Here is a 17,193-nt window from a genome sequence, read left to right on the forward strand (position 1 = left end):
TGAACTACGACCCGTTTGCGGCACTTTTCCCGTTGCGCTGGCTCATGCATAGCGAGGGAAAGGGGAATCGACCAAATGCCCGCGAGCAAGCCTGTGGACATCACCGAAGCCGATGCAGCCAATGAGCTGATGCGGCTCGCGCGTGAGATCGCGAAGCACAACAAGCTTTATCACGCCAAGGACGCGCCCGAGATCACCGACCCCGAGTTCGACGCTCTGGTGCGGCGCAATGCGGAGCTGGAGGCGGCTTTCCCGCATCTGGTTCGCGCGGATTCGCCTTCGAAAGTGGTGGGGCACGAAATCGCCGCCTCGCCGCTGTCCAAGGTTCGCCACGAGGTTCGCATGATGAGCCTCGACAATGCCTTCTCTGCGGAGGAGGTCGAGGAATGGGTGGCGCGCGTGCGGCGGTTTCTTGCGCTGGATGACAGCGAGCGGGTGGCGATCACCGCCGAGGACAAGATCGACGGGCTATCCTGCTCGCTCCGCTACGAGGGCGGCAGGCTGGTCCGTGCAGCCACGCGCGGGGATGGGCAGGTCGGCGAGGATGTAACGCCCAATGTCGCGCATATTGCCGACATTCCGCAGCAGCTCGACGGCGATGTGCCGGATGTCTTCGAGATCCGCGGCGAGGTCTATATGTCCAAGGCGGACTTTCTCGCGCTTAATGCTGCGCAGGAGGAGGCGGGAGGCAAGCTCTTTGCCAATCCCCGTAACGCCGCCGCAGGCTCGCTGCGCCAGAAGGATGCCAGCGTGACGGCAAAGCGTCCGCTCAAATTCTGGGCGCATGGCTGGGGTGCTGCAAGCGAGGTGCCAGGGGCGACACAGGAAGAAATGGTGCGCAGGATTGAAAGCTGGGGCGTTCCGGTGTCGCCGCTGTTCGCGCGCGTGCATGACATCGACGGAATGCTCGCCCATTACGATAAGATTGCGGCAGAACGACCTGATCTTCCGTATGAAATCGACGGTGTCGTCTACAAGGTTGACCGGCTCGACTGGCAGCAGCGCCTCGGCTTCGTCGCCAAGGCGCCGCGCTGGGCGCTGGCGCACAAATTTCCCGCGGAGCAGGCCGAGACGACGCTGGAGGCGATCGATATCCAGGTCGGGCGGACAGGCAAGCTCACCCCGGTGGGGCGTCTGGCGCCTGTGCTGGTGGGCGGGGTGACTGTGACCAATGTCACGCTACACAATCGTGACGAGATCGCGCGGCTCGGCGTGCGCCCGGGCGACCGGGTGGTGGTCCAGCGTGCGGGTGACGTTATTCCACAGCTTGTGGATAACCTCACTCGCGAGGCCGAAAGAGAGCCGTTCAACTTCCCCGATCATTGCCCGGAATGCGGCAGCGAGGCCGTGGCGGAAGAGGGCGAGGTCGATGTGCGCTGCACAGGCGGTCTCATATGTCCTGCTCAACGTACGGAAAGGCTTAAACATTTCGTCAGTCGCGGTGCGCTCGATATAGACGGCCTGGGCGAGAAGACGATCGACCAGTTTTTCGCGCTCGGATGGCTGGAAAGCCCTGCCGATATCTTCCGCCTCCACCAGCGCCGTGACGCCATTCTGGCACTCGACGGGTGGAAGGAGCGGTCTGTGGACAACCTTGTGGATAGCATAGAAGCGCGGCGTGAGCCCGATGCTGCGCGGTTGCTCTTCGGCCTCGGCATTCGCCACGTCGGTACAGTAACCGCACGGGACCTCATGAAGAACTTCCATACGCTGCCGGCCTTGCGCGAAGCCGCGGAAGCGGCGCGGGCGGGTGACGAGGAGGCTGCGGCGTCACTGATCTCGATCGACGGCATCGGCGGCGCAGTCGTCGAGGCGCTGGGTGATTTCTTCCACGAAGATCACAACAAGCAGGTGTGGGACGATATCCTCTCCGAAGTCTCGCCCCCGCCATATGTGGTGGAGACAAGGGAAAGCCCCGTCAGCGGCAAAACGGTGGTGTTCACCGGCAAGCTGGAGACCATGAGCCGTGACGAAGCTAAGGCGCAGGCCGAACGACTGGGCGCCAAGGCCAGCGGCTCTGTCAGTGCGAAGACCGACCTGCTCGTCGCGGGGCCGGGCGCGGGTAGCAAGCTCAAGAAGGCGGCAGAGCTTGGCATCGAAGTGATCGACGAGGCGGGCTGGGCGGAAATCGTGGCCGCGGCGGGGTGACAGGATGAACGCACAAGGTATCTCACTTGGGCTTGTCTTCGGTGTGATGTTCTGGGTGGTTTTCGATTCGATTGCCCTCGGCATGGCGCTGGGTGTCGCCTTGGGTGCGGCTTTCAGTGTCACTGCTTCCCGGAGCGACGACGACGAAGACGAGGGCTCCGAGCCCGACAGCAAGGACTAGAATAATTTGTCGGAAACCATTGTTTTACTGGTCGTTGGGGCCTTGTGAGGCGCTCTCCTGTCCTAGTCTTTACCGTCCTGATCGTGGGTGCGTTTCTCGCGCTGGCGACAGCCGTCAGCACGCCGGGTGAATCGCCGCAGGACTATCAGAAGCGCGTGTTGCTCGCCGAACAGAAGGAGACGCCTCCCCCCGAGCCGGAATTGACTGCCGCGCAGAAGCAGCTCGAAGCCGAACTTCGCGCGATTGGCGAAAGCTTCGCAGGAAAGGTCGGCATTGCCGTGAGCGAGGCCGACAGTCTTGCAACCATGTCCTTTAAAGGGAAAACACCCTTTCCGCAGCAGAGTGTCAGCAAGCTATGGGTTACGCTGACCGCCCTGGATCTGGCGGATCAAGGCGCGCTCGACCTTACCGAGTCCGTCACGCTCCGTGCCGGGGATCTGACGGTCTTCCACCAGCCCATCCGCAATATCGTCAGGGCGCGCGGTTCATTTACAACCGATTACGCGGACCTGATCCACCGCGCGATCACCGAAAGCGACAACACGGCTAATGACCGTATCCTGCGCCGTATAGGCGGGCCGCCAGCGGTCGAGGCATTCCTGCGCCGCAACCGGATCCATGGAGTGCAATTCGGAACCGACGAACGCACCAAGCAAAGCAAGATTGCCGGGCTTGAATGGAACCAGGCCTATGCCCTCGACCGAGCCTTTTACGATGCGCGTGATGCTGTGCCCGAACAGGATCGCAGGCGCGCCTTCGAAGCCTATCTTGCCGATCCCATGGATGGAGCAAGCGCCGGTGGCATAGCCAGAGCGCTGGCCCGCTTGGCACGTGGCGACCTGCTTTCCGCGAAATCGACCGGGCTGGTCTATTCCACCATGCAGGAAACCCGCAGCGGGCCGCGCCGTTTGAAGGGTGGAGTTCCGGGCGGTTGGACATTCGGCCACAAGACCGGGACCGGCCAGTTTTTCGACGGCGTGCAATCGGGTTACAACGATGTCGGCATACTGACTGCCCCTGACGGAACGCAATATTCGCTGGTCGTGCTGATCGGTCAGACGCGCGCGTCCTATGCGGAACGGATGGCGATGATGCAGGAAGTCACGCGCGCGGTCGTGCGCCATCATGAAGCGCGCTCGATAACCGAAGCCTAATTCGCGAGCGGCTTTTCGATCCATTTCATCACGCCGCCGGGTAGCGGTGTCCACCAGCCGGTTTTCACTCCCGCTTCGGCCAAAACATTGCTCACCCACTGGTTGCAGGTGTTTCCCAGATGATAGGTCCCAGGAGCGTCGTAGAAGACATCGTAGCTGGCATAGCCGCGATAGACCTCGCGGGTCGGGGACACGGGTATCTGCCGCTCGATTGCTGCCACGAGACGCGCATACTCCGTCTCGGTAATTCGCAAGGGGCGGTTCGAAGCGCCGGGGGCGGGGCGCACATAATGGGCAGCATGGAGCAGGCCGTCTCCGCCGGTAGCCGCATTGAGCGCGGTCGGAAGGCTGAGATCGCCCCAGGTGGGGGTATTCAGAAACACTTCGCGCTCGCCCCAGCTAACCGCGACATGGGTGTAGGGCCGTGAGGGATCGGGTAGGTCGCTGGCCGGAAAGGCCGTGCGCCAATCCTTCACTTGCGAGACCAGCGGCATCACGATTTCGGTGTGGATGCCGTTGTCGCCGACCATGATTTCGATGCCCTGCTCGGGCTCGGTCCAATCGGCATTGCGCGGGATGGAACTGCCGATCCAGGCGGAGAGGAAGAACAGCGCGGCAATGGCAAACAGGCTGGCGAGAATGCCTCCTATCCACCGGAAAGCACGCCGGTGCTTCACCGTATGCGGCTCTTGCGCAGCCACAGGATCGACCAGTCGCCGTTGGTGATCTGCCGCGCAAGACGGAAACCCTGTTGCCGATAGGCCGCGCGAACTTCCACCTCCTGCTTTTCGAGCAGTCCCGCGAGCAGCAGGCTGCCGCCGGGAATCACAACTTCAGCAAAATCGGGTGCCAGCTCCACAAGCGGACCGGCAAGAATATTGGCGATGAGAAGGTCGTAAGGGCCGCGGGCCCCGATCAGCGGGTGGTCTGTTCCCGGAGCGATTATCATCGTGAGTGCGCCAGGCCCTGATCCCGAGGGAATAGCATTGAGCGCACTGTTGTCCTCGACAACCCCGGCGCAGACAGCGTCGATATCGGTCGCGGTGGCCTTCGCATGCGGCCAGAGATGCATGGCGGCAAAGGAGAGCAGGCCGGTGCCGGTGCCGATGTCGGCGTGATTTCGAACGACGAGTCCGTCGCGCTTCATCCGGTCGAGCATGGCGAGGCAGGCCGCGGTCGTTTCATGTTGGCCGGTCCCGAAGGCCTGACTGGCGGGAATGACGAAATCGGTGAGGCTGTCGTCTGCCGGATATGCAGGTGTGCGGACGTGGAAGCGGCCTGCACGGATCGGCTCGATACCGTGCTGGCTCAGCGTTACCCAGTCTTCATCCGGCAATTTCTCTGCTCGGAACTGGGGTGTCCCATCTGCAAAAAGCGCTGCGACGGCGTTCCTGTCGGCCGCCGTCGGCTTGTGATCCAGCCATACTTCCAGAATCCACTCTTCCGGTCTGTCCTCGGCAATCTCGCGCCCCGAAACCACAAGCTCTTCGGGAAAATCCCATGCCTCGTCATGCGCAAGCAAGGCGGAATGAATGACCTGCTTCGTGCCCTGGACCGACAGCTTCCATGCGCTCATCAGGGGTTTTCTTTCGCAAGCCGTTCGTCAAGCCGCGTGCCGATCGAAGCAGCGTAATCTGCGCAGGAAGGGCCTCCGACAAGCGATCCAGAGGCCGCGCGTCGCACCATTTCGCTGGCGGACGGGTGAGGCGTGAGAAGAATGTCGCACGGTGTCGTCGCCAGTCTGTCCAACCCTTCGCGAAATGCGTCCAGATAGGCAGGGTGATCAGAAAAACGGTAATCGTCGCTGGAAATGGGCGAAAGCGAGTCTGCATAGACGATCTGCCGGCAGTCCCCCGAGGTTTCGCAGGACTGCCATGTCCAGCTGAGGGCGCCCGGCGAATGGCCGGGGGTGGATATCGCGGTCACGGTTGCGGTTTCGGTCTGTACCGTGCCGCCATTCCCGACAATCACGTCGACCTGGACCGGGGCCATCGGCTCGTGCAGACCGAATTGCGGATCTTGGGGATGATCTTCTCCGGTTCGCAAGACATCGACCGCTTCGCGCGATGCAACGACATGCGCGCCGCTTGCCTGCCTGAGCTTGGCATGGCCCCCGACATGATCGAAATGTTCGTGACTGTGGAGGATGCTGGCAATCTCGTTCAGCCGGAATCCCAGCTTCTGGACATTGTCCATGACGACCTCGGCTCCGGCTTCAGTTCCGCTGTCGATGAGAATATGCCCTGCGTCCCCGGTAATCAGTATCGCCGAAATCCCACAGGTCCCGACGTAGTAGGTCGATCCGTGGATACGATACGGCGGGGCAGGCTTGTCCCAATCGTCCCATTCCGAACAGCTTGCTGCCCATTGTTGCGGGGTAACCTGTTCCTGTGGCGGGAGGGGATCGGGTATCTGTATCGGCGGAGCGCAGTTCGTAAGTACAAGCGCTGCGGCGGCGAGGGAAATCGTTCTAACGGACATAGCTGGCTCCATTGGCGTCGATGGTGGTGCCGGTCATGCTCGGCGGTGCGTCGAGCGCGCAGAATTCGACGATGCGGGCAATTTCTTCGGGCTCGGCAACACGGCCGAGCGGAATATCGGCGAGCAATCCCGGCCCGCCGCGGCTATCGAGGTAATCGCCCGCCATTGCCGTGTCGGTGAAGCCGGGCGTGATCGCGAAGCTGTAGATATTCTCGCCCGCATAGGCGCGCGCAATGCTCTTGTGCATGGCCAGCATCCCTCCCTTGCTCGCAGCATAGTGCCAGTGCGCCGGCGAGTCGCCGCGATGCCCGGCACGACTCGCCACGTGGACGATGCGTCCGGAACGGCCGGTTTCGCGCCAATGGTTGACGGCATAGCGGCTGAGCTGGGCGGATGCGGTCAGGTTGATCCGCATTGTATCCTCCCAAGCATCGAGCCATTCGATGTCCGAGCGCTCTATGGGGTTGGGATTAAACAACCCCGCGTTGTTCACCAGTACGTCGATCTTGCCCCCGGCCTGGTTGAGCGCAGAATCCCATAAAGCCCGCGGTGCCTGGGGATCGCGAAAATCGGCAGGAAGGAGTCCAGAGCCTTCGCCCGAGGTGGATTGCCCGATAACCTTGGCGCCGCGCGCTTCCAGTGCTGTGCGCGTTGCTGCGCCAATCCCGCGCGATGCGCCGGTAAGTAGAATGCATGTCATGCATCATGCTATTCGAAACTTTGCGGCAAATGTCGAGGCCGCGCGCCTTGCCTGTGGCGACAGCTTCGCTAAGGAGGCGCAACGAAATTTACGCAACGGACGCAATATCCATGGCAAACCGCCCGCTTTCACCGCACCTGCAAATCTGGAAATGGGGCCCGCACATGGCTGCATCCATTCTCCACCGTGTAACCGGAGACGGCTTGGCATTGGTCGGCCTTGCGGTACTGCTCTGGTGGCTTGGCGCAATGGCAGGCGGAGCGGAAAGCTACGCCACCTTCGTCGAGATAATGGGCTCTCCCATCGGCATGATCGTGCTGGTCGGGCTTAGCTGGGCGTTCTTCAGCCATATGATGACCGGGCTGCGCCACTTCGTGATGGACATCGGCGCCGGTTACGAACTGACCACCAACAAGACCTTTTCGGTCGTTGCGCCGGTCCTCGGCATTCTTCTAACCGCCGCCTTCTGGGCGGTGATCCTTCTCAAGTGAGTTCATCCATGAGTGACGGAACCCCCATCGGACGCGTGCGCGGGCTTGGCCCGGCGCATGAAGGCGTGCATCACTGGCTGGTGCAGCGTTTCACTGCCGTCGGCAATCTCGTGCTGATGCTGTTTCTCGCGGTCAGCCTCGCGCTCTTGCCTTCTTACGATTACGGTACGGTCAGCGGCTGGGCCTCGCAGACGCTCCCGGCGACCGCACTGGCGCTGTTGATCGTAAGCGTGTTCTGGCACGCGCGTCTTGGCCTGCAGGTGCTGATCGAGGATTATGTCCACGATTCCGGCACGAGGTTCGGCACGCTCGCCCTTCTCAATCTTGCAACCATCGGCGGCGCGGCTTTCGGACTTGTCTCCATCGCCCGTATCGCCCTCGGAGGAGCCGCCTGATGGCCCGCACCGACACTTTCGAAATCGGCGGTCGCAGCTACCCTATCGTCGACCATACCTATGACACCGTCGTGGTGGGCGCGGGCGGTTCCGGCCTGCGCGCGACTATGGGCAGCGCGGAAGCGGGCCTCAAGACTGCCTGCATCACCAAGGTCTTCCCGACCCGGTCGCACACGGTTGCGGCTCAGGGCGGCATCGCGGCCAGCTTGGGCAACAACACGCCCGACCACTGGTCTTGGCACATGTACGATACCGTGAAGGGCTCCGACTGGCTCGGTGACCAGGACGCGATCGAATACATGGTGCGCGAGGCACCGCAGGCGGTTTACGAGCTGGAACACGCCGGCGTGCCGTTCAGCCGCAATGACAACGGCACAATCTACCAGCGCCCGTTCGGCGGGCACATGCAGAACATGGGTGAAGGCCCGCCGGTGCAACGCACCTGCGCCGCGGCCGACCGTACCGGTCATGCGATGCTCCACGCGCTCTACCAGCAGAGCCTGAAGTATGCCGCAGACTTCTTCATCGAATATTTCGCGCTCGACCTCATCATGGAAGATGGCCCGAACGGCAAGGTATGCCGCGGCGTCATGGCGATGTGCCTCGACGACGGGACGATCCACCGCTTCCGCGCCAAAGCCGTGGTACTTGCGACCGGTGGCTACGGCCGCTGCTATTTCACGGCGACCAGTGCCCACACCTGCACCGGCGACGGTGGCGGTATGGTGCTGCGTGCTGGCCTGCCGCTGCAGGACATGGAATTCGTCCAGTTCCACCCGACCGGTATCTATGGCGCGGGCGTGCTCATTACCGAAGGCGCGCGCGGCGAGGGTGGTTACTTGACCAATTCCGAAGGCGAGCGGTTCATGGAACGCTATGCGCCTTCCGCGAAGGACCTGGCCAGCCGCGATGTCGTAAGCCGCTCGATGGCGCTCGAAATGCGCGAAGGCCGCGGTGTCGGTCCGGATGGAGACCACATCTATCTCCACCTCGACCATATCGATCCGAAGGTGCTGGGAGAACGTCTCCCGGGCATCACCGAAAGCGGCAAGATCTTTGCCGGTGTCGACCTGACGAAGCAGCCACTGCCGGTGACCCCGACAGTGCATTACAACATGGGCGGCATCCCCTGTAACTTCCATGGCGAAGTCATGGCGGGCGACCCGAGCGATCCGGAAAAGGTCGTCCCCGGCCTGTTCGCCGTGGGCGAAGCGGCCTGCGTTTCGGTCCACGGTGCAAACCGCCTGGGCTCAAACTCGCTGATCGATCTCGTGGTGTTCGGCCGCGCTACGGGTCACCGCCTGAAGGAACTGATCACGCCCGGCACAAGCCACGACGAATTGCCGAAGGGCAGCGAGGAAATGGCGCTCTCGCGTCTCGACCATTTCCGCTACGCCGACGGCGACTCGCCCACGGCAGAGGTTCGCGCCGAAATGCAGAAAGGCATGCAGAAGCACGCCGCTGTCTTCCGTGACAGCAAGCTGCTTTCCGAAGGCGTCGAAGTGCTGAAGAACGTCAACAAGCGGATGGAGGACATCAAGGTCTTCGACCGCTCGCTGATCTGGAACAGCGACCTCATCGAAACTCTCGAGCTCGACAACCTCATGGCGCAAGCCAACGTCACCATCGCCTCGGCTGAAAACCGCAAGGAAAGCCGCGGCGCGCACGCGCACGAAGACTTCCCCGATCGCAACGACGCCGAATGGATGAAGCACACCATCGCCTGGTTCGATGGCTGGGGCGGCAATGGTGGCGATGTGAAAATCGACTATCGCCCGGTGCACGAGTACACGTTGACCGACGATGTGAAGTACATCGAGCCGAAGAAGCGGGTGTATTGACGCGAACGTCCGCTTTGCCGAAAATTCGCGGACTGGATTTCGCGCTTTGCGGCAAGGAGGGGTAAGTGTCGGTCGAACGATATCCGGACGGATCGTTGCGATTTAATGCCCACGTCCCGCTATGGACAAGCCTAGTCGTTATGGCGCTGTTTTTCGCATTCGCTGGCGTATTCAGCTACAGCGCGCTGTTCGATGTAGCCGGTAGCGTGCGGTACCGCGGAATGGGTCTGGATGTTTCGGTCGATCCGTGGGTCTGGCAGTTGCTCTTCCTGCTCGGCGCAATCGGAATGCTTGCGCCGGGCGTTTTCATTCTGCTCGGATTGTTGCGCGGCGGCACTCCGAATGTGATGTTGGACGACACCACCATAAGACTTTCCGGACGCCCCATGGCAAGCGACGTCACGCTGCGCTGGGATAATATAGTTTCGGTTCAGCGCTATCGTATTCAGGGATTTCCAGCCATTCGCCTGAAAACGCAGACGGACAAAGACATTCAACTGACAGCGCATATTTTCCCGGAAAAGGGAGACTTCGAGGCACTATGCCGGGAGATTGAGTTTCGGACAGTGCGGAAGGGGAAACCGACTGGATGACCGCACAGGCCAATTTGTGGGGCATCGCGGTTCGATCACTCGGTGCGGCGGCGGCTATGGTGCTTTCCGCATGCACAATAACTCCTGTCCGCCCGCCCGCGACTCTCGCTGCAGAACCGTATTACCAGAAATATGTGTCTGCTCGCGGGATCCCGATCCTTTCCTCGGATCGCGTGCCTGACGAAGCGCTGCTTGCAGCGCGCGATATGGCCTCGGGCATGCTGGCCCACCGGCCCGCTTTCGCCGAATGGCTTGCCGCCAACGACTACCGCGTTGCGATTATCGCTGAGGAGGAGGCGCTGCTCGACCTGCCGGACAAGGCGCACTGGACCAAGCCGTCGCGCGGCGATCCGCGGCTGACGCGGTGCGAACGCAAGCATTACGACGTTCGTATCGGTGCGCTGACCGACCGCGCCTATTGGGATGCACGGGCAAGGGGGATCGGTGGAGAGCGGACGGTCGGGTCCGAAGAGGATGTGCTGGGCCTACCCACTACGCGATATTGGGGCGAGACGATCTTCGTCCACGAGATGGCACACAATATCCTCTTCGCGATCGAGGCGGTCGATCCCGCGCTCTATGCCGAGGTCGAAGCGGCCTACGCCAATGCATTGGCGAATGATCTGTGGCTCAATGAATACGCCACGACGACGATTCAGGAATATTGGGCCGAAGGCACGCAAATCTGGTTCAATTCCAACCGGCTAGTGGTGGTGGATGGGCGGCGGATACTCAACCACCTGGATCTCGAAAAATATGATCCCAGGCTCTATACCGCTCTCGGAAAGGCCTATGGTGACAACCACAGGCTTAAATCCGATCCCTTCCACATGAGTGACGCGCGCGTGCCTCCGGGCCCCATACCCGAAAACACCGCGGAGGTGTGCTAGTCGGCGACGTCCGGTTCTACCCGCCGGATATCGACAATGGTCACCGGTTCGGCCAGCATCTGCCCCTTCATCCAGCCTTCACCCTTGTCGGGGTCACGCGGCATGGCGTGGATCGCGTGCACCACATCCATTCCATCGACCACATAGCCGAAGACCGCGTAGCCTGCAGCAGTGTCCGGGTTATCGGCATCGGGCTGTGCATCGAGACCCGTCTGATCCTTGATCATGATCGAGAAGTCGCCTGTCGCTGTCCCCGGCTCCAGCCGCGCCATCGAGAGAGCGCCATCTGTGTGGCTCAGGCCGGTCTCATCGGTCGGCTCGTGCTCGACGCCGTCCAATATGCGTTCCGGGTCGTTCTGCGTGCCGCCCTGGATAAGGCCATTGGGGGGGGCGCCCCAGTCGAGATGCATCGCGCGGTAGAAAACGGTGCCGTCGAAGCGGTCTTCATCGACATAGCGAAGGAAGTTTGCAGCCGTGGCCGGCGCGCGTTCGGTTTCGAGCGCGACAGTTATGTCGCCTGCCGTGGTTTCGAGAACGATCAAGGTGGTGTCAGCCGTGTCCTTCGCCGCATCTTCCTGAGCGGAGAGCGGGCTGGAGACGAGAGCGAGGGCAGGCAGGATTCGCAGTAGCATTTCGGGAGAATAGCTCCTTCGTAAATCAGATGATATTCGCAATCAGGGCCCGGTTCCAGGCGTCCTCGCCCGAGATATACCAGTTCTCAGGCGCTTTCTCATATATCTTTGCGATCGTTGTCGCCCATCGGCTCTTACTAATGCTTTCATCGAAGTTCCCTTGCAGTGCTCAGGAATCCTGCTGTTCCTGAACAATTATTCATCCCGGCTTAATGTTTACAAACGTAGTCGTTTTATCTACAGGCGTAATCGAATTAGCAGAGCCAGCCAGGGAGCGAGTCGAAAATGGCGCAGAGAAAGCAGGGACCCGGCGACCGGATCAGCGAAGCCGAACACTCGGTGATGGAGGCGCTGTGGGAGGAAAGTCCCTTGGCCGCCGCCGAGGTATGTGAGCGAGTTTGCACAGCTAACGACTGGTCGATCGCGACCGTGAAAACCCTTCTTAGCCGCCTTGTGGCCAAGGGGGCAGTGGGTACAGAGCCGGATGGCCGCAAGTTTTTGTATCGCCCGCTTGTCGAGCGCGACGAATATATCGGCGGGGAAAGCCGCCGCCTTGTCGACCGGCTGTTCGGCGGAAGGGCAGCGCCATTGTTTGCCCACCTTGCCGAGAGCGAAGCGCTGACCGAAGATGACCTCGAGGAAATCGAAGCGCTCTTGAGGGAGATGCGCAAATGATCGATCTGTTGCGGCAAGCGTGGGACGTGTTCCTGTTCGACACCCTGTTGTGGACCGGCGCATTGATCGCCTTGGTAATGGTCTTGCGGCGACCGGTGGCCCACCATTTCGGGGCCGGGACTGCCTATGCGCTCTGGTTTCTTCCGCTGGCCCGATTGGTTGTTCCCCCGTTCATCCTGCCAAGCTGGATGCGTCCCGAGGAGCAGGGGGCCTCGGTAGCCGACCCTGCATTTGAGCCGGTGTTGGATGCGACCTCGGCTCCCGCTGCGGAGCCCGGTTTGGCCGAACCTGTCGTCCTGATGGCAAGCGAGCAGCCGGTAGATTTTCTTACCCCGTTGCTTGTGCTTTGGCTGGGCGGAGCGATAGTCATGCTGGTCCGTCGCTTCTGGCTCTATTTCGAGCTTCGCCGCGAACTGCTCCTGGATGCGCGGCCGGTTGGCGAAGTCGGCTCGATCCGGCTTATCGAAACACCTGCGATTTCCGGTCCGATGGCCTTCGGGGTAATCGACCGTGTCGTCGCCTTGCCCGATGGCTTCATGGCAGGCCGCGAGCGTTGTCGGCGGGATCTCGCGATCGAGCATGAGCTTGCCCATCACCGCGGGGGTGATCTTCTGGTAAACATGGCGGTGCAACCGCTTTTCGCGATCCACTGGTTCAACCCGCTGGGCTGGGTGGGATGGCATGCGCTGCGGCGCGACCAGGAAGCCTATTGCGATGCCCGTGTCGTGGCTGCTCGCCCACGGGAAGAACGCGCTGCCTATGCAGGTGTTATAGCAGATTTCGCTCGCCGTCCTGCGATTGCGCCGCGCCCCGCTCTGGCCGCGCCGATGGCCTGCCCGGTTCTGGGGGACAAGTCGATAATCCACCGTTTGAGGAGTTTATCCATGTCCGATATTTCACCGCGCCGTCGCCTTGCCGGTCGCGTCGCGATTACCAGTGCCTTCCTCGCCGTGCCGCTCACCGCTTCCATTGTATATGCCGAGGGGGCGCCGCGCGTCCTTGCGGCGGCAGCTCAGGCCGCAGAAGTAGAGGAATGGACCGCTTCGGAAGTCCGCCAGCAGCAGGCTGAGCCGGAAGTCGATGTCGAGCGGCAGTTCGATCAGGCCGAGCGGGATTTGGCCGATGCGGAACGCGGTCTCGACAAAGCCGAGCGCGAGATCATCGAAATCGAGCGTGAGATCGAAGCCAGTAAGGATCGCAAGAAAGTCAAGCGCAAGATCCGCTACAAAGGCAAGGATTGGAGCGAGATGAGCGAGGCCGACCGCACCAAGCTTCGCGAGGAAATGGCCGGGCTTCGCGAGAAATTCGGCGAAAATGGCGAATTGCGTGAAGAGATGCGCGAACTTCGCCGCGAGTTAGGTGAAAATGGCGAAATGCGCCGCGATATCCGGCTCGCCGTGGCCGAGGCACAAGCCGGTGCAACACATGCAAGTGCCATGGCTCCCCAAGTCGTCGTGGCCTGCAAAGACGAATACTCACCCGTCACTTCGGAAACGGACGGGCAGGGAAGGACAACGCTGTTCGTATGCGAAACGGCGGGTGACAAGATCGCGCTGCGTGCCATCAAGCAAGCGCGCGCGCATCGCGAGCGAGCGATCACTTTCGGCCGAAGAGCGCGCCGAGGCGCTACGATCTCTTGATGAAGAGATTGCCGAGATGGAACGGGCAAGCTGACGCGGCACTCCTAGGCTGCGCCACCGAGGGCGGGCTTCCCCAAAGGGAAGCCCGCCTTTCTCAACTCAGGTTGGTGTATTCATCGCAAACCCTGTCGTCTCCGCGAAGTCCTGCCTGCAGAGCCTGGCTACGCTGGGCGCTGGTGCCGTGCGTGAAGTTTTCTGCCGATACGCGGCCCTGGGTCAGGCGATCGTCGCCGATCGCAGACGCTGCCTGCATACCTTCCTCGATATCGCCGGGTTCGATGAGGTTGCGGTTCCTGCCCGCCCAGACGCCGGCATAGCAATCGGCCTGAAGCTCCATACGCACCTGTAGCTGGTTGCCCTGCGTACGGCCGACCTGTCCCTGAACGCTGCGGATCTGGTCCGAGACGCCGGTAATGGTCTGGATATGATGGCCATATTCATGTGCAAGGACATAATAGCGCGCGAAATCGCCGCTATTGCCCGACATGCGTGCCAACTGGTCGTAGAAGCTGGTGTCGATATAGATCGTCTGGTCGCCCGGGCAGTAGAACGGTCCCATGGAAGAACTGCCCGATCCGCAGGCGGTGCGCACTGCGCCGCTATACAGGTGCAGCGTCGGCCTTTGGAAGCGGTCGCCGAATCCTTGTTCCTCGAAGACCCGGCCCCACGTCTGATCCAGCGAGAGCAGGCCGTCGCATGCCTCACGGGCATAGGGACCTGTCGTACAGACCTCATTCTGGTCCGTACTGATCTCGCCTTGCGCTTGCGTACCCTGCTGGACACTTTCGACAGTCGCTGCCGTCTGGAACGGATCGAGGCCGAAAACGAAATAGCCCAGAGCAGCTATCACGATTGTGCCACACCCCAGGCCGCCGGCCTTGCCCACGCCTCCTCCGCTGCTGCCGCGAACGTTGATATTGCCGGTATTGAACGGATTGAGACGCATCCTACTCCCCTTTGGATTGGCCGCTTTACACTGCGCTCCCTGTGCGCAATGGCGACTTGGATAGTAGCCGAAACGCTCGGAGGGCCAAATGTTTCTTGAAGGTAAGCGCGCACTTGTCACCGGATCCACCAGCGGCATCGGCCTCGCCATTGCGCGGGCCCTGAATGCGGAAGGTGCCGAGGTAATCCTCAACGGTTTCGGCGACGAGGAGGAGATTACCCGGCTCTGCGAGGAACTCGGCGGCAGCCATTCGGGTGCAGACCTGACCGACACAGCGCAGATCGAAGCGATGATGGCCGATGCTGGGGAAGTGGACATCCTCGTGAACAACGCGGGCATGCAGCACGTTTCGCCGGTCGAAGATTTCCCGGTCGAGAAATGGGATACGATCATCGCGCTCAACCTTACTGCCGCGTTCCACACCACGCGGCTTGCCGTTCCGGGGATGAAGGCAAGGGGCTGGGGGCGTATCATCAACACCGCCAGCGCGCATTCCAAGGTCGCGAGTCCTTTCAAGAGCGCCTATAATTCGGCCAAGCACGGGCTCGACGGCTTCACCAAAACCATCGCGCTGGAACTGGCCGAACACGGTATTACCGCCAATTGCATCAGTCCCGGCTATGTCTGGACTCCCTTGGTCGAGAACCAGATCCCCGACACGATGAAGGCGAGGGGGCTCACCCGCGAACAGGTCATCAACGACGTCCTGCTGGCGAAGCAGCCGACCAAGAAATTCGTCCAGCCGGAGGAACTTGGAGCGCTGGCGGTGTTCCTCTGCCGCAAGGAAGCGCAGAACGTGAACGGCGCAAACTGGAGCGTCGACGGCGGGTGGACCGCGGATTGAGAATGTCTCCTGCGGTTTTTGGGCGGGCTAAATGATATTGAGGAGGGGCACTAGCTAGATTCGCAATCCGTCGTTACATGGGCCGCCACTCAACCCCCGGCAGGCGATTCTCATAGTGGCACATCTCGACATCCCCCTCGGCCTTACTTTCGACGACGTTTTGCTGCGTCCGGCCGAGAGCGATATCCTGCCTTCTATGGCGAACACGTCCACGCGGCTGACGCGCGATATCCAGCTGCACATCCCGGTCGTCTCTTCGGCAATGGATACCGTGACCGAGGCGGATATGGCCATCGCCATGGCGCAGCTTGGCGGGATCGGCGTATTGCACCGCAATTTCGAAGTCGAGGATCAAGCCGCTGCCGTCCGGGCGGTGAAGCGCTATGAAAGCGGTATGGTGGTCAATCCGATCACTGTCCATCCCGATGCCACACTGGGCGATGCACAGCAGATCATGACCGCCAATCGCATCAGCGGCATTCCCGTGACGGACCGCGGCGGCAAGCTGGTCGGCATCCTCACCAACCGCGACGTTCGTTTTGCGGAAAATCCGCGCCAGCCTGTAAGCGAGCTGATGACGACCGATAACCTCGCCACTGTGCCGCTAGGCACCGGGCAGGAAGAGGCCCGCCGGATGCTCCACCAGCGGCGGATCGAGAAGCTGCTCGTTGTCGATGACGACGGGCGCTGCGTCGGCCTGATTACGGTCAAGGACATCGAAAAGGCGGTTGCCTATCCCAGTGCGACCAAGGATGCGACCGGGCGGCTGCGCGTTGCCGCCGCCACGACCGTGGGCGACAAGGGGTTCGAGCGTACCGAGGCCCTGATCGATGCCGAAGTCGATGTGATCGTGATCGACACTGCGCATGGCCACAATAAGGAAGTCGCCAAGGCGGTCGAGCGGGTGAAGAAGCTTTCCAACAGCGTGCAGGTCATCGCTGGCAATGTCGCGACGGGCGAAGCGACAAAGGCACTGTGCGGTGCAGGCGCTGACGCCGTGAAGGTCGGCATCGGTCCGGGCTCCATCTGCACCACACGCGTGGTCGCGGGCGTTGGTGTGCCGCAGCTGACCGCAATCATGGACAGCGTCGAGGAGGCCGAGAAGGCGGGTGTGCCGGTGATCGGGGACGGCGGCCTGCGCACCAGCGGAGATGCCGCGAAGGCGCTGGCGGCAGGTGCTTCGACCATTATGGTCGGCTCGATGCTCGCCGGGACCGAGGAAGCACCGGGGGAAACCTTCATCTACCAGGGCCGCAGCTACAAGGCCTATCGCGGCATGGGCAGCGTGGGCGCGATGGCCCGCGGTTCTGCGGATCGCTATTTCCAGGCCGATGTCTCGCAGCAGAAGCTGGTGCCCGAAGGGATCGAGGGGCAGGTGCCGTTCAAGGGCCCGGCCAGTGCGGTGATTCATCAACTCGTGGGCGGGATCAAGGCGGCCATGGGCTATACCGGCAGTGCCACGATCGAGGAATTGCGCAAGAACGCGAAATTCGTGCGCATCACCAATGCCGGCCTCACCGAAAGCCACGTCCACGATGTCGCGATCACGCGCGAGGCACCGAACTATCCGACACGCTGAGCC

General features: G+C 61.7%; 18 protein-coding genes. 12 read left to right on the top strand and 6 right to left on the bottom strand.

Going from position 1 to position 17,193, the window contains the following annotated elements; genetic code table 11:
- Positions 1-75 precede the first annotated feature (75 nt).
- From ligA to AC13CE_RS09045, 3 genes are read left to right on the top strand one after another with little or no spacing between them, the layout of a single operon-like run.
- Positions 76-2,148: an NAD-dependent DNA ligase LigA gene (gene ligA / locus AC13CE_RS09035; protein WP_221541168.1), complete on the top strand. Its 2,073-nt coding sequence runs from the start codon at positions 76-78 to the stop codon at positions 2,146-2,148.
- A gap of 4 nt (positions 2,149-2,152) precedes the next feature.
- Complete coding sequence (locus AC13CE_RS09040) at positions 2,153-2,329, top strand: glycine zipper domain-containing protein (protein ID WP_482972179.1); 177 nt, start codon at positions 2,153-2,155, stop codon at positions 2,327-2,329.
- A gap of 44 nt (positions 2,330-2,373) precedes the next feature.
- Complete coding sequence (locus tag AC13CE_RS09045; RefSeq protein WP_482972180.1) at positions 2,374-3,483, top strand: serine hydrolase; 1,110 nt, start codon at positions 2,374-2,376, stop codon at positions 3,481-3,483.
- Here AC13CE_RS09045 and AC13CE_RS09050 read toward each other — a convergent pair.
- From AC13CE_RS09050 to AC13CE_RS09065, 4 genes are read right to left on the bottom strand one after another with little or no spacing between them, the layout of a single operon-like run.
- The gene (locus tag AC13CE_RS09050; protein WP_345719481.1) at positions 3,480-4,184 is read right to left on the bottom strand and encodes a DUF2459 domain-containing protein; all 705 of its coding nucleotides are present in this window, start codon (positions 4,182-4,184) and stop codon (positions 3,480-3,482) included. The genes AC13CE_RS09045 and AC13CE_RS09050 overlap by 4 nt on opposite strands.
- A complete protein-coding gene (locus AC13CE_RS09055) occupies positions 4,157-5,059 on the bottom strand; it encodes a 50S ribosomal protein L11 methyltransferase (protein ID WP_221541171.1) in 903 nt (300 codons plus the stop codon). The genes AC13CE_RS09050 and AC13CE_RS09055 overlap by 28 nt, the downstream gene beginning before the upstream one ends.
- The gene (gene bla / locus AC13CE_RS09060; RefSeq protein WP_221541172.1) at positions 5,059-5,964 is read right to left on the bottom strand and encodes a subclass B3 metallo-beta-lactamase; all 906 of its coding nucleotides are present in this window, start codon (positions 5,962-5,964) and stop codon (positions 5,059-5,061) included. The genes AC13CE_RS09055 and bla overlap by 1 nt, the downstream gene beginning before the upstream one ends.
- Complete coding sequence (locus AC13CE_RS09065) at positions 5,954-6,664, bottom strand: SDR family NAD(P)-dependent oxidoreductase (protein ID WP_221541173.1); 711 nt, start codon at positions 6,662-6,664, stop codon at positions 5,954-5,956. The genes bla and AC13CE_RS09065 overlap by 11 nt, the downstream gene beginning before the upstream one ends.
- Before the next feature lie 110 nt (positions 6,665-6,774).
- Here AC13CE_RS09065 and sdhC point away from each other — a divergent pair, with 110 nt between their 5' ends.
- The 5 genes from sdhC (at position 6,775) to AC13CE_RS09090 (ending at position 10,874) form a co-directional block, all read left to right on the top strand.
- Positions 6,775-7,155, top strand: a complete 381-nt coding sequence (gene sdhC / locus AC13CE_RS09070) for a succinate dehydrogenase, cytochrome b556 subunit (protein ID WP_160726327.1) — start codon at positions 6,775-6,777, stop codon at positions 7,153-7,155.
- An 8-nt stretch (positions 7,156-7,163) separates the two neighbouring features.
- On the top strand, positions 7,164-7,550 hold the full coding sequence (sdhD, locus tag AC13CE_RS09075; protein WP_221541174.1) for a succinate dehydrogenase, hydrophobic membrane anchor protein: 387 nt from the start codon (positions 7,164-7,166) through the stop codon (positions 7,548-7,550).
- Entirely contained in the window at positions 7,550-9,391 is a 1,842-nt protein-coding gene (gene sdhA / locus AC13CE_RS09080; protein ID WP_221541175.1) for a succinate dehydrogenase flavoprotein subunit, read from the top strand. The genes sdhD and sdhA overlap by 1 nt, the downstream gene beginning before the upstream one ends.
- A 140-nt stretch (positions 9,392-9,531) precedes the next feature.
- Complete coding sequence (locus AC13CE_RS09085) at positions 9,532-9,984, top strand: hypothetical protein (protein WP_221541176.1); 453 nt, start codon at positions 9,532-9,534, stop codon at positions 9,982-9,984.
- The gene (locus AC13CE_RS09090) at positions 9,981-10,874 is read left to right on the top strand and encodes a glycoside hydrolase (RefSeq protein WP_247710525.1); all 894 of its coding nucleotides are present in this window, start codon (positions 9,981-9,983) and stop codon (positions 10,872-10,874) included. The genes AC13CE_RS09085 and AC13CE_RS09090 overlap by 4 nt, the downstream gene beginning before the upstream one ends.
- On the opposite strand, the gene AC13CE_RS09095 is transcribed toward AC13CE_RS09090, so the two are convergent.
- A complete protein-coding gene (locus tag AC13CE_RS09095; protein ID WP_221541177.1) occupies positions 10,871-11,506 on the bottom strand; it encodes a peptidylprolyl isomerase in 636 nt (211 codons plus the stop codon). The two genes, AC13CE_RS09090 and AC13CE_RS09095, sit on opposite strands and share 4 nt — an antisense overlap.
- Positions 11,507-11,791: 285 nt before the next feature.
- Here AC13CE_RS09095 and AC13CE_RS09100 point away from each other — a divergent pair, with 285 nt between their 5' ends.
- Together AC13CE_RS09100 and AC13CE_RS09105 are read left to right on the top strand one after the other, a co-directional pair.
- Entirely contained in the window at positions 11,792-12,181 is a 390-nt protein-coding gene (locus AC13CE_RS09100; protein WP_221541178.1) for a BlaI/MecI/CopY family transcriptional regulator, read from the top strand.
- Positions 12,178-13,821: a M56 family metallopeptidase gene (locus AC13CE_RS09105; protein WP_482972181.1), complete on the top strand. Its 1,644-nt coding sequence runs from the start codon at positions 12,178-12,180 to the stop codon at positions 13,819-13,821. Before AC13CE_RS09100 ends, AC13CE_RS09105 begins: the two co-directional genes overlap by 4 nt.
- Before the next feature lie 94 nt (positions 13,822-13,915).
- Here the strand turns inward: AC13CE_RS09105 and ypfJ are convergent, their stop codons facing one another.
- Complete coding sequence (gene ypfJ / locus AC13CE_RS09110) at positions 13,916-14,767, bottom strand: KPN_02809 family neutral zinc metallopeptidase (protein ID WP_221541180.1); 852 nt, start codon at positions 14,765-14,767, stop codon at positions 13,916-13,918.
- 88 nt (positions 14,768-14,855) lie between these two features.
- On the opposite strand from ypfJ, the gene AC13CE_RS09115 reads away from it, so the two are divergent.
- Positions 14,856-15,611 carry a 3-hydroxybutyrate dehydrogenase gene (locus tag AC13CE_RS09115; RefSeq protein ID WP_221541181.1) on the top strand — a complete coding sequence of 252 codons (756 nt, stop codon included), beginning with the start codon at positions 14,856-14,858 and terminating at the stop codon, positions 15,609-15,611.
- A 115-nt stretch (positions 15,612-15,726) separates the two neighbouring features.
- Entirely contained in the window at positions 15,727-17,190 is a 1,464-nt protein-coding gene (guaB, locus tag AC13CE_RS09120; protein ID WP_221541182.1) for an IMP dehydrogenase, read from the top strand.
- The last annotated feature ends 3 nt before the right edge of the window (positions 17,191-17,193 follow it).

Source organism: Qipengyuania sp. B-5 (assembly GCF_056857815.1).

What these genes read in the sequence shown, in the direction of transcription:
- ligA (WP_221541168.1), top strand. Translation starts at nt 76, where the DNA reads ATGCCCGCGAGCAAGCCTGTGGACATCACCGAAGCCGATGCAGCCAAT.
- AC13CE_RS09040 (WP_482972179.1), top strand. Translation starts at nt 2,153, where the DNA reads ATGAACGCACAAGGTATCTCACTTGGGCTTGTCTTCGGTGTGATGTTC.
- AC13CE_RS09055 (WP_221541171.1), bottom strand. Translation starts at nt 5,059, where the DNA reads ATGAGCGCATGGAAGCTGTCGGTCCAGGGCACGAAGCAGGTCATTCAT.
- bla (WP_221541172.1), bottom strand. Translation starts at nt 5,964, where the DNA reads ATGTCCGTTAGAACGATTTCCCTCGCCGCCGCAGCGCTTGTACTTACG.
- AC13CE_RS09065 (WP_221541173.1), bottom strand. Translation starts at nt 6,664, where the DNA reads ATGACATGCATTCTACTTACCGGCGCATCGCGCGGGATTGGCGCAGCA.
- sdhC (WP_160726327.1), top strand. Translation starts at nt 6,775, where the DNA reads ATGGCAAACCGCCCGCTTTCACCGCACCTGCAAATCTGGAAATGGGGC.
- sdhD (WP_221541174.1), top strand. Translation starts at nt 7,164, where the DNA reads ATGAGTGACGGAACCCCCATCGGACGCGTGCGCGGGCTTGGCCCGGCG.
- sdhA (WP_221541175.1), top strand. Translation starts at nt 7,550, where the DNA reads ATGGCCCGCACCGACACTTTCGAAATCGGCGGTCGCAGCTACCCTATC.
- AC13CE_RS09085 (WP_221541176.1), top strand. Translation starts at nt 9,532, where the DNA reads ATGGCGCTGTTTTTCGCATTCGCTGGCGTATTCAGCTACAGCGCGCTG.
- AC13CE_RS09090 (WP_247710525.1), top strand. Translation starts at nt 9,981, where the DNA reads ATGACCGCACAGGCCAATTTGTGGGGCATCGCGGTTCGATCACTCGGT.
- AC13CE_RS09095 (WP_221541177.1), bottom strand. Translation starts at nt 11,506, where the DNA reads ATGCTACTGCGAATCCTGCCTGCCCTCGCTCTCGTCTCCAGCCCGCTC.
- AC13CE_RS09100 (WP_221541178.1), top strand. Translation starts at nt 11,792, where the DNA reads ATGGCGCAGAGAAAGCAGGGACCCGGCGACCGGATCAGCGAAGCCGAA.
- AC13CE_RS09105 (WP_482972181.1), top strand. Translation starts at nt 12,178, where the DNA reads ATGATCGATCTGTTGCGGCAAGCGTGGGACGTGTTCCTGTTCGACACC.
- ypfJ (WP_221541180.1), bottom strand. Translation starts at nt 14,767, where the DNA reads ATGCGTCTCAATCCGTTCAATACCGGCAATATCAACGTTCGCGGCAGC.
- AC13CE_RS09115 (WP_221541181.1), top strand. Translation starts at nt 14,856, where the DNA reads ATGTTTCTTGAAGGTAAGCGCGCACTTGTCACCGGATCCACCAGCGGC.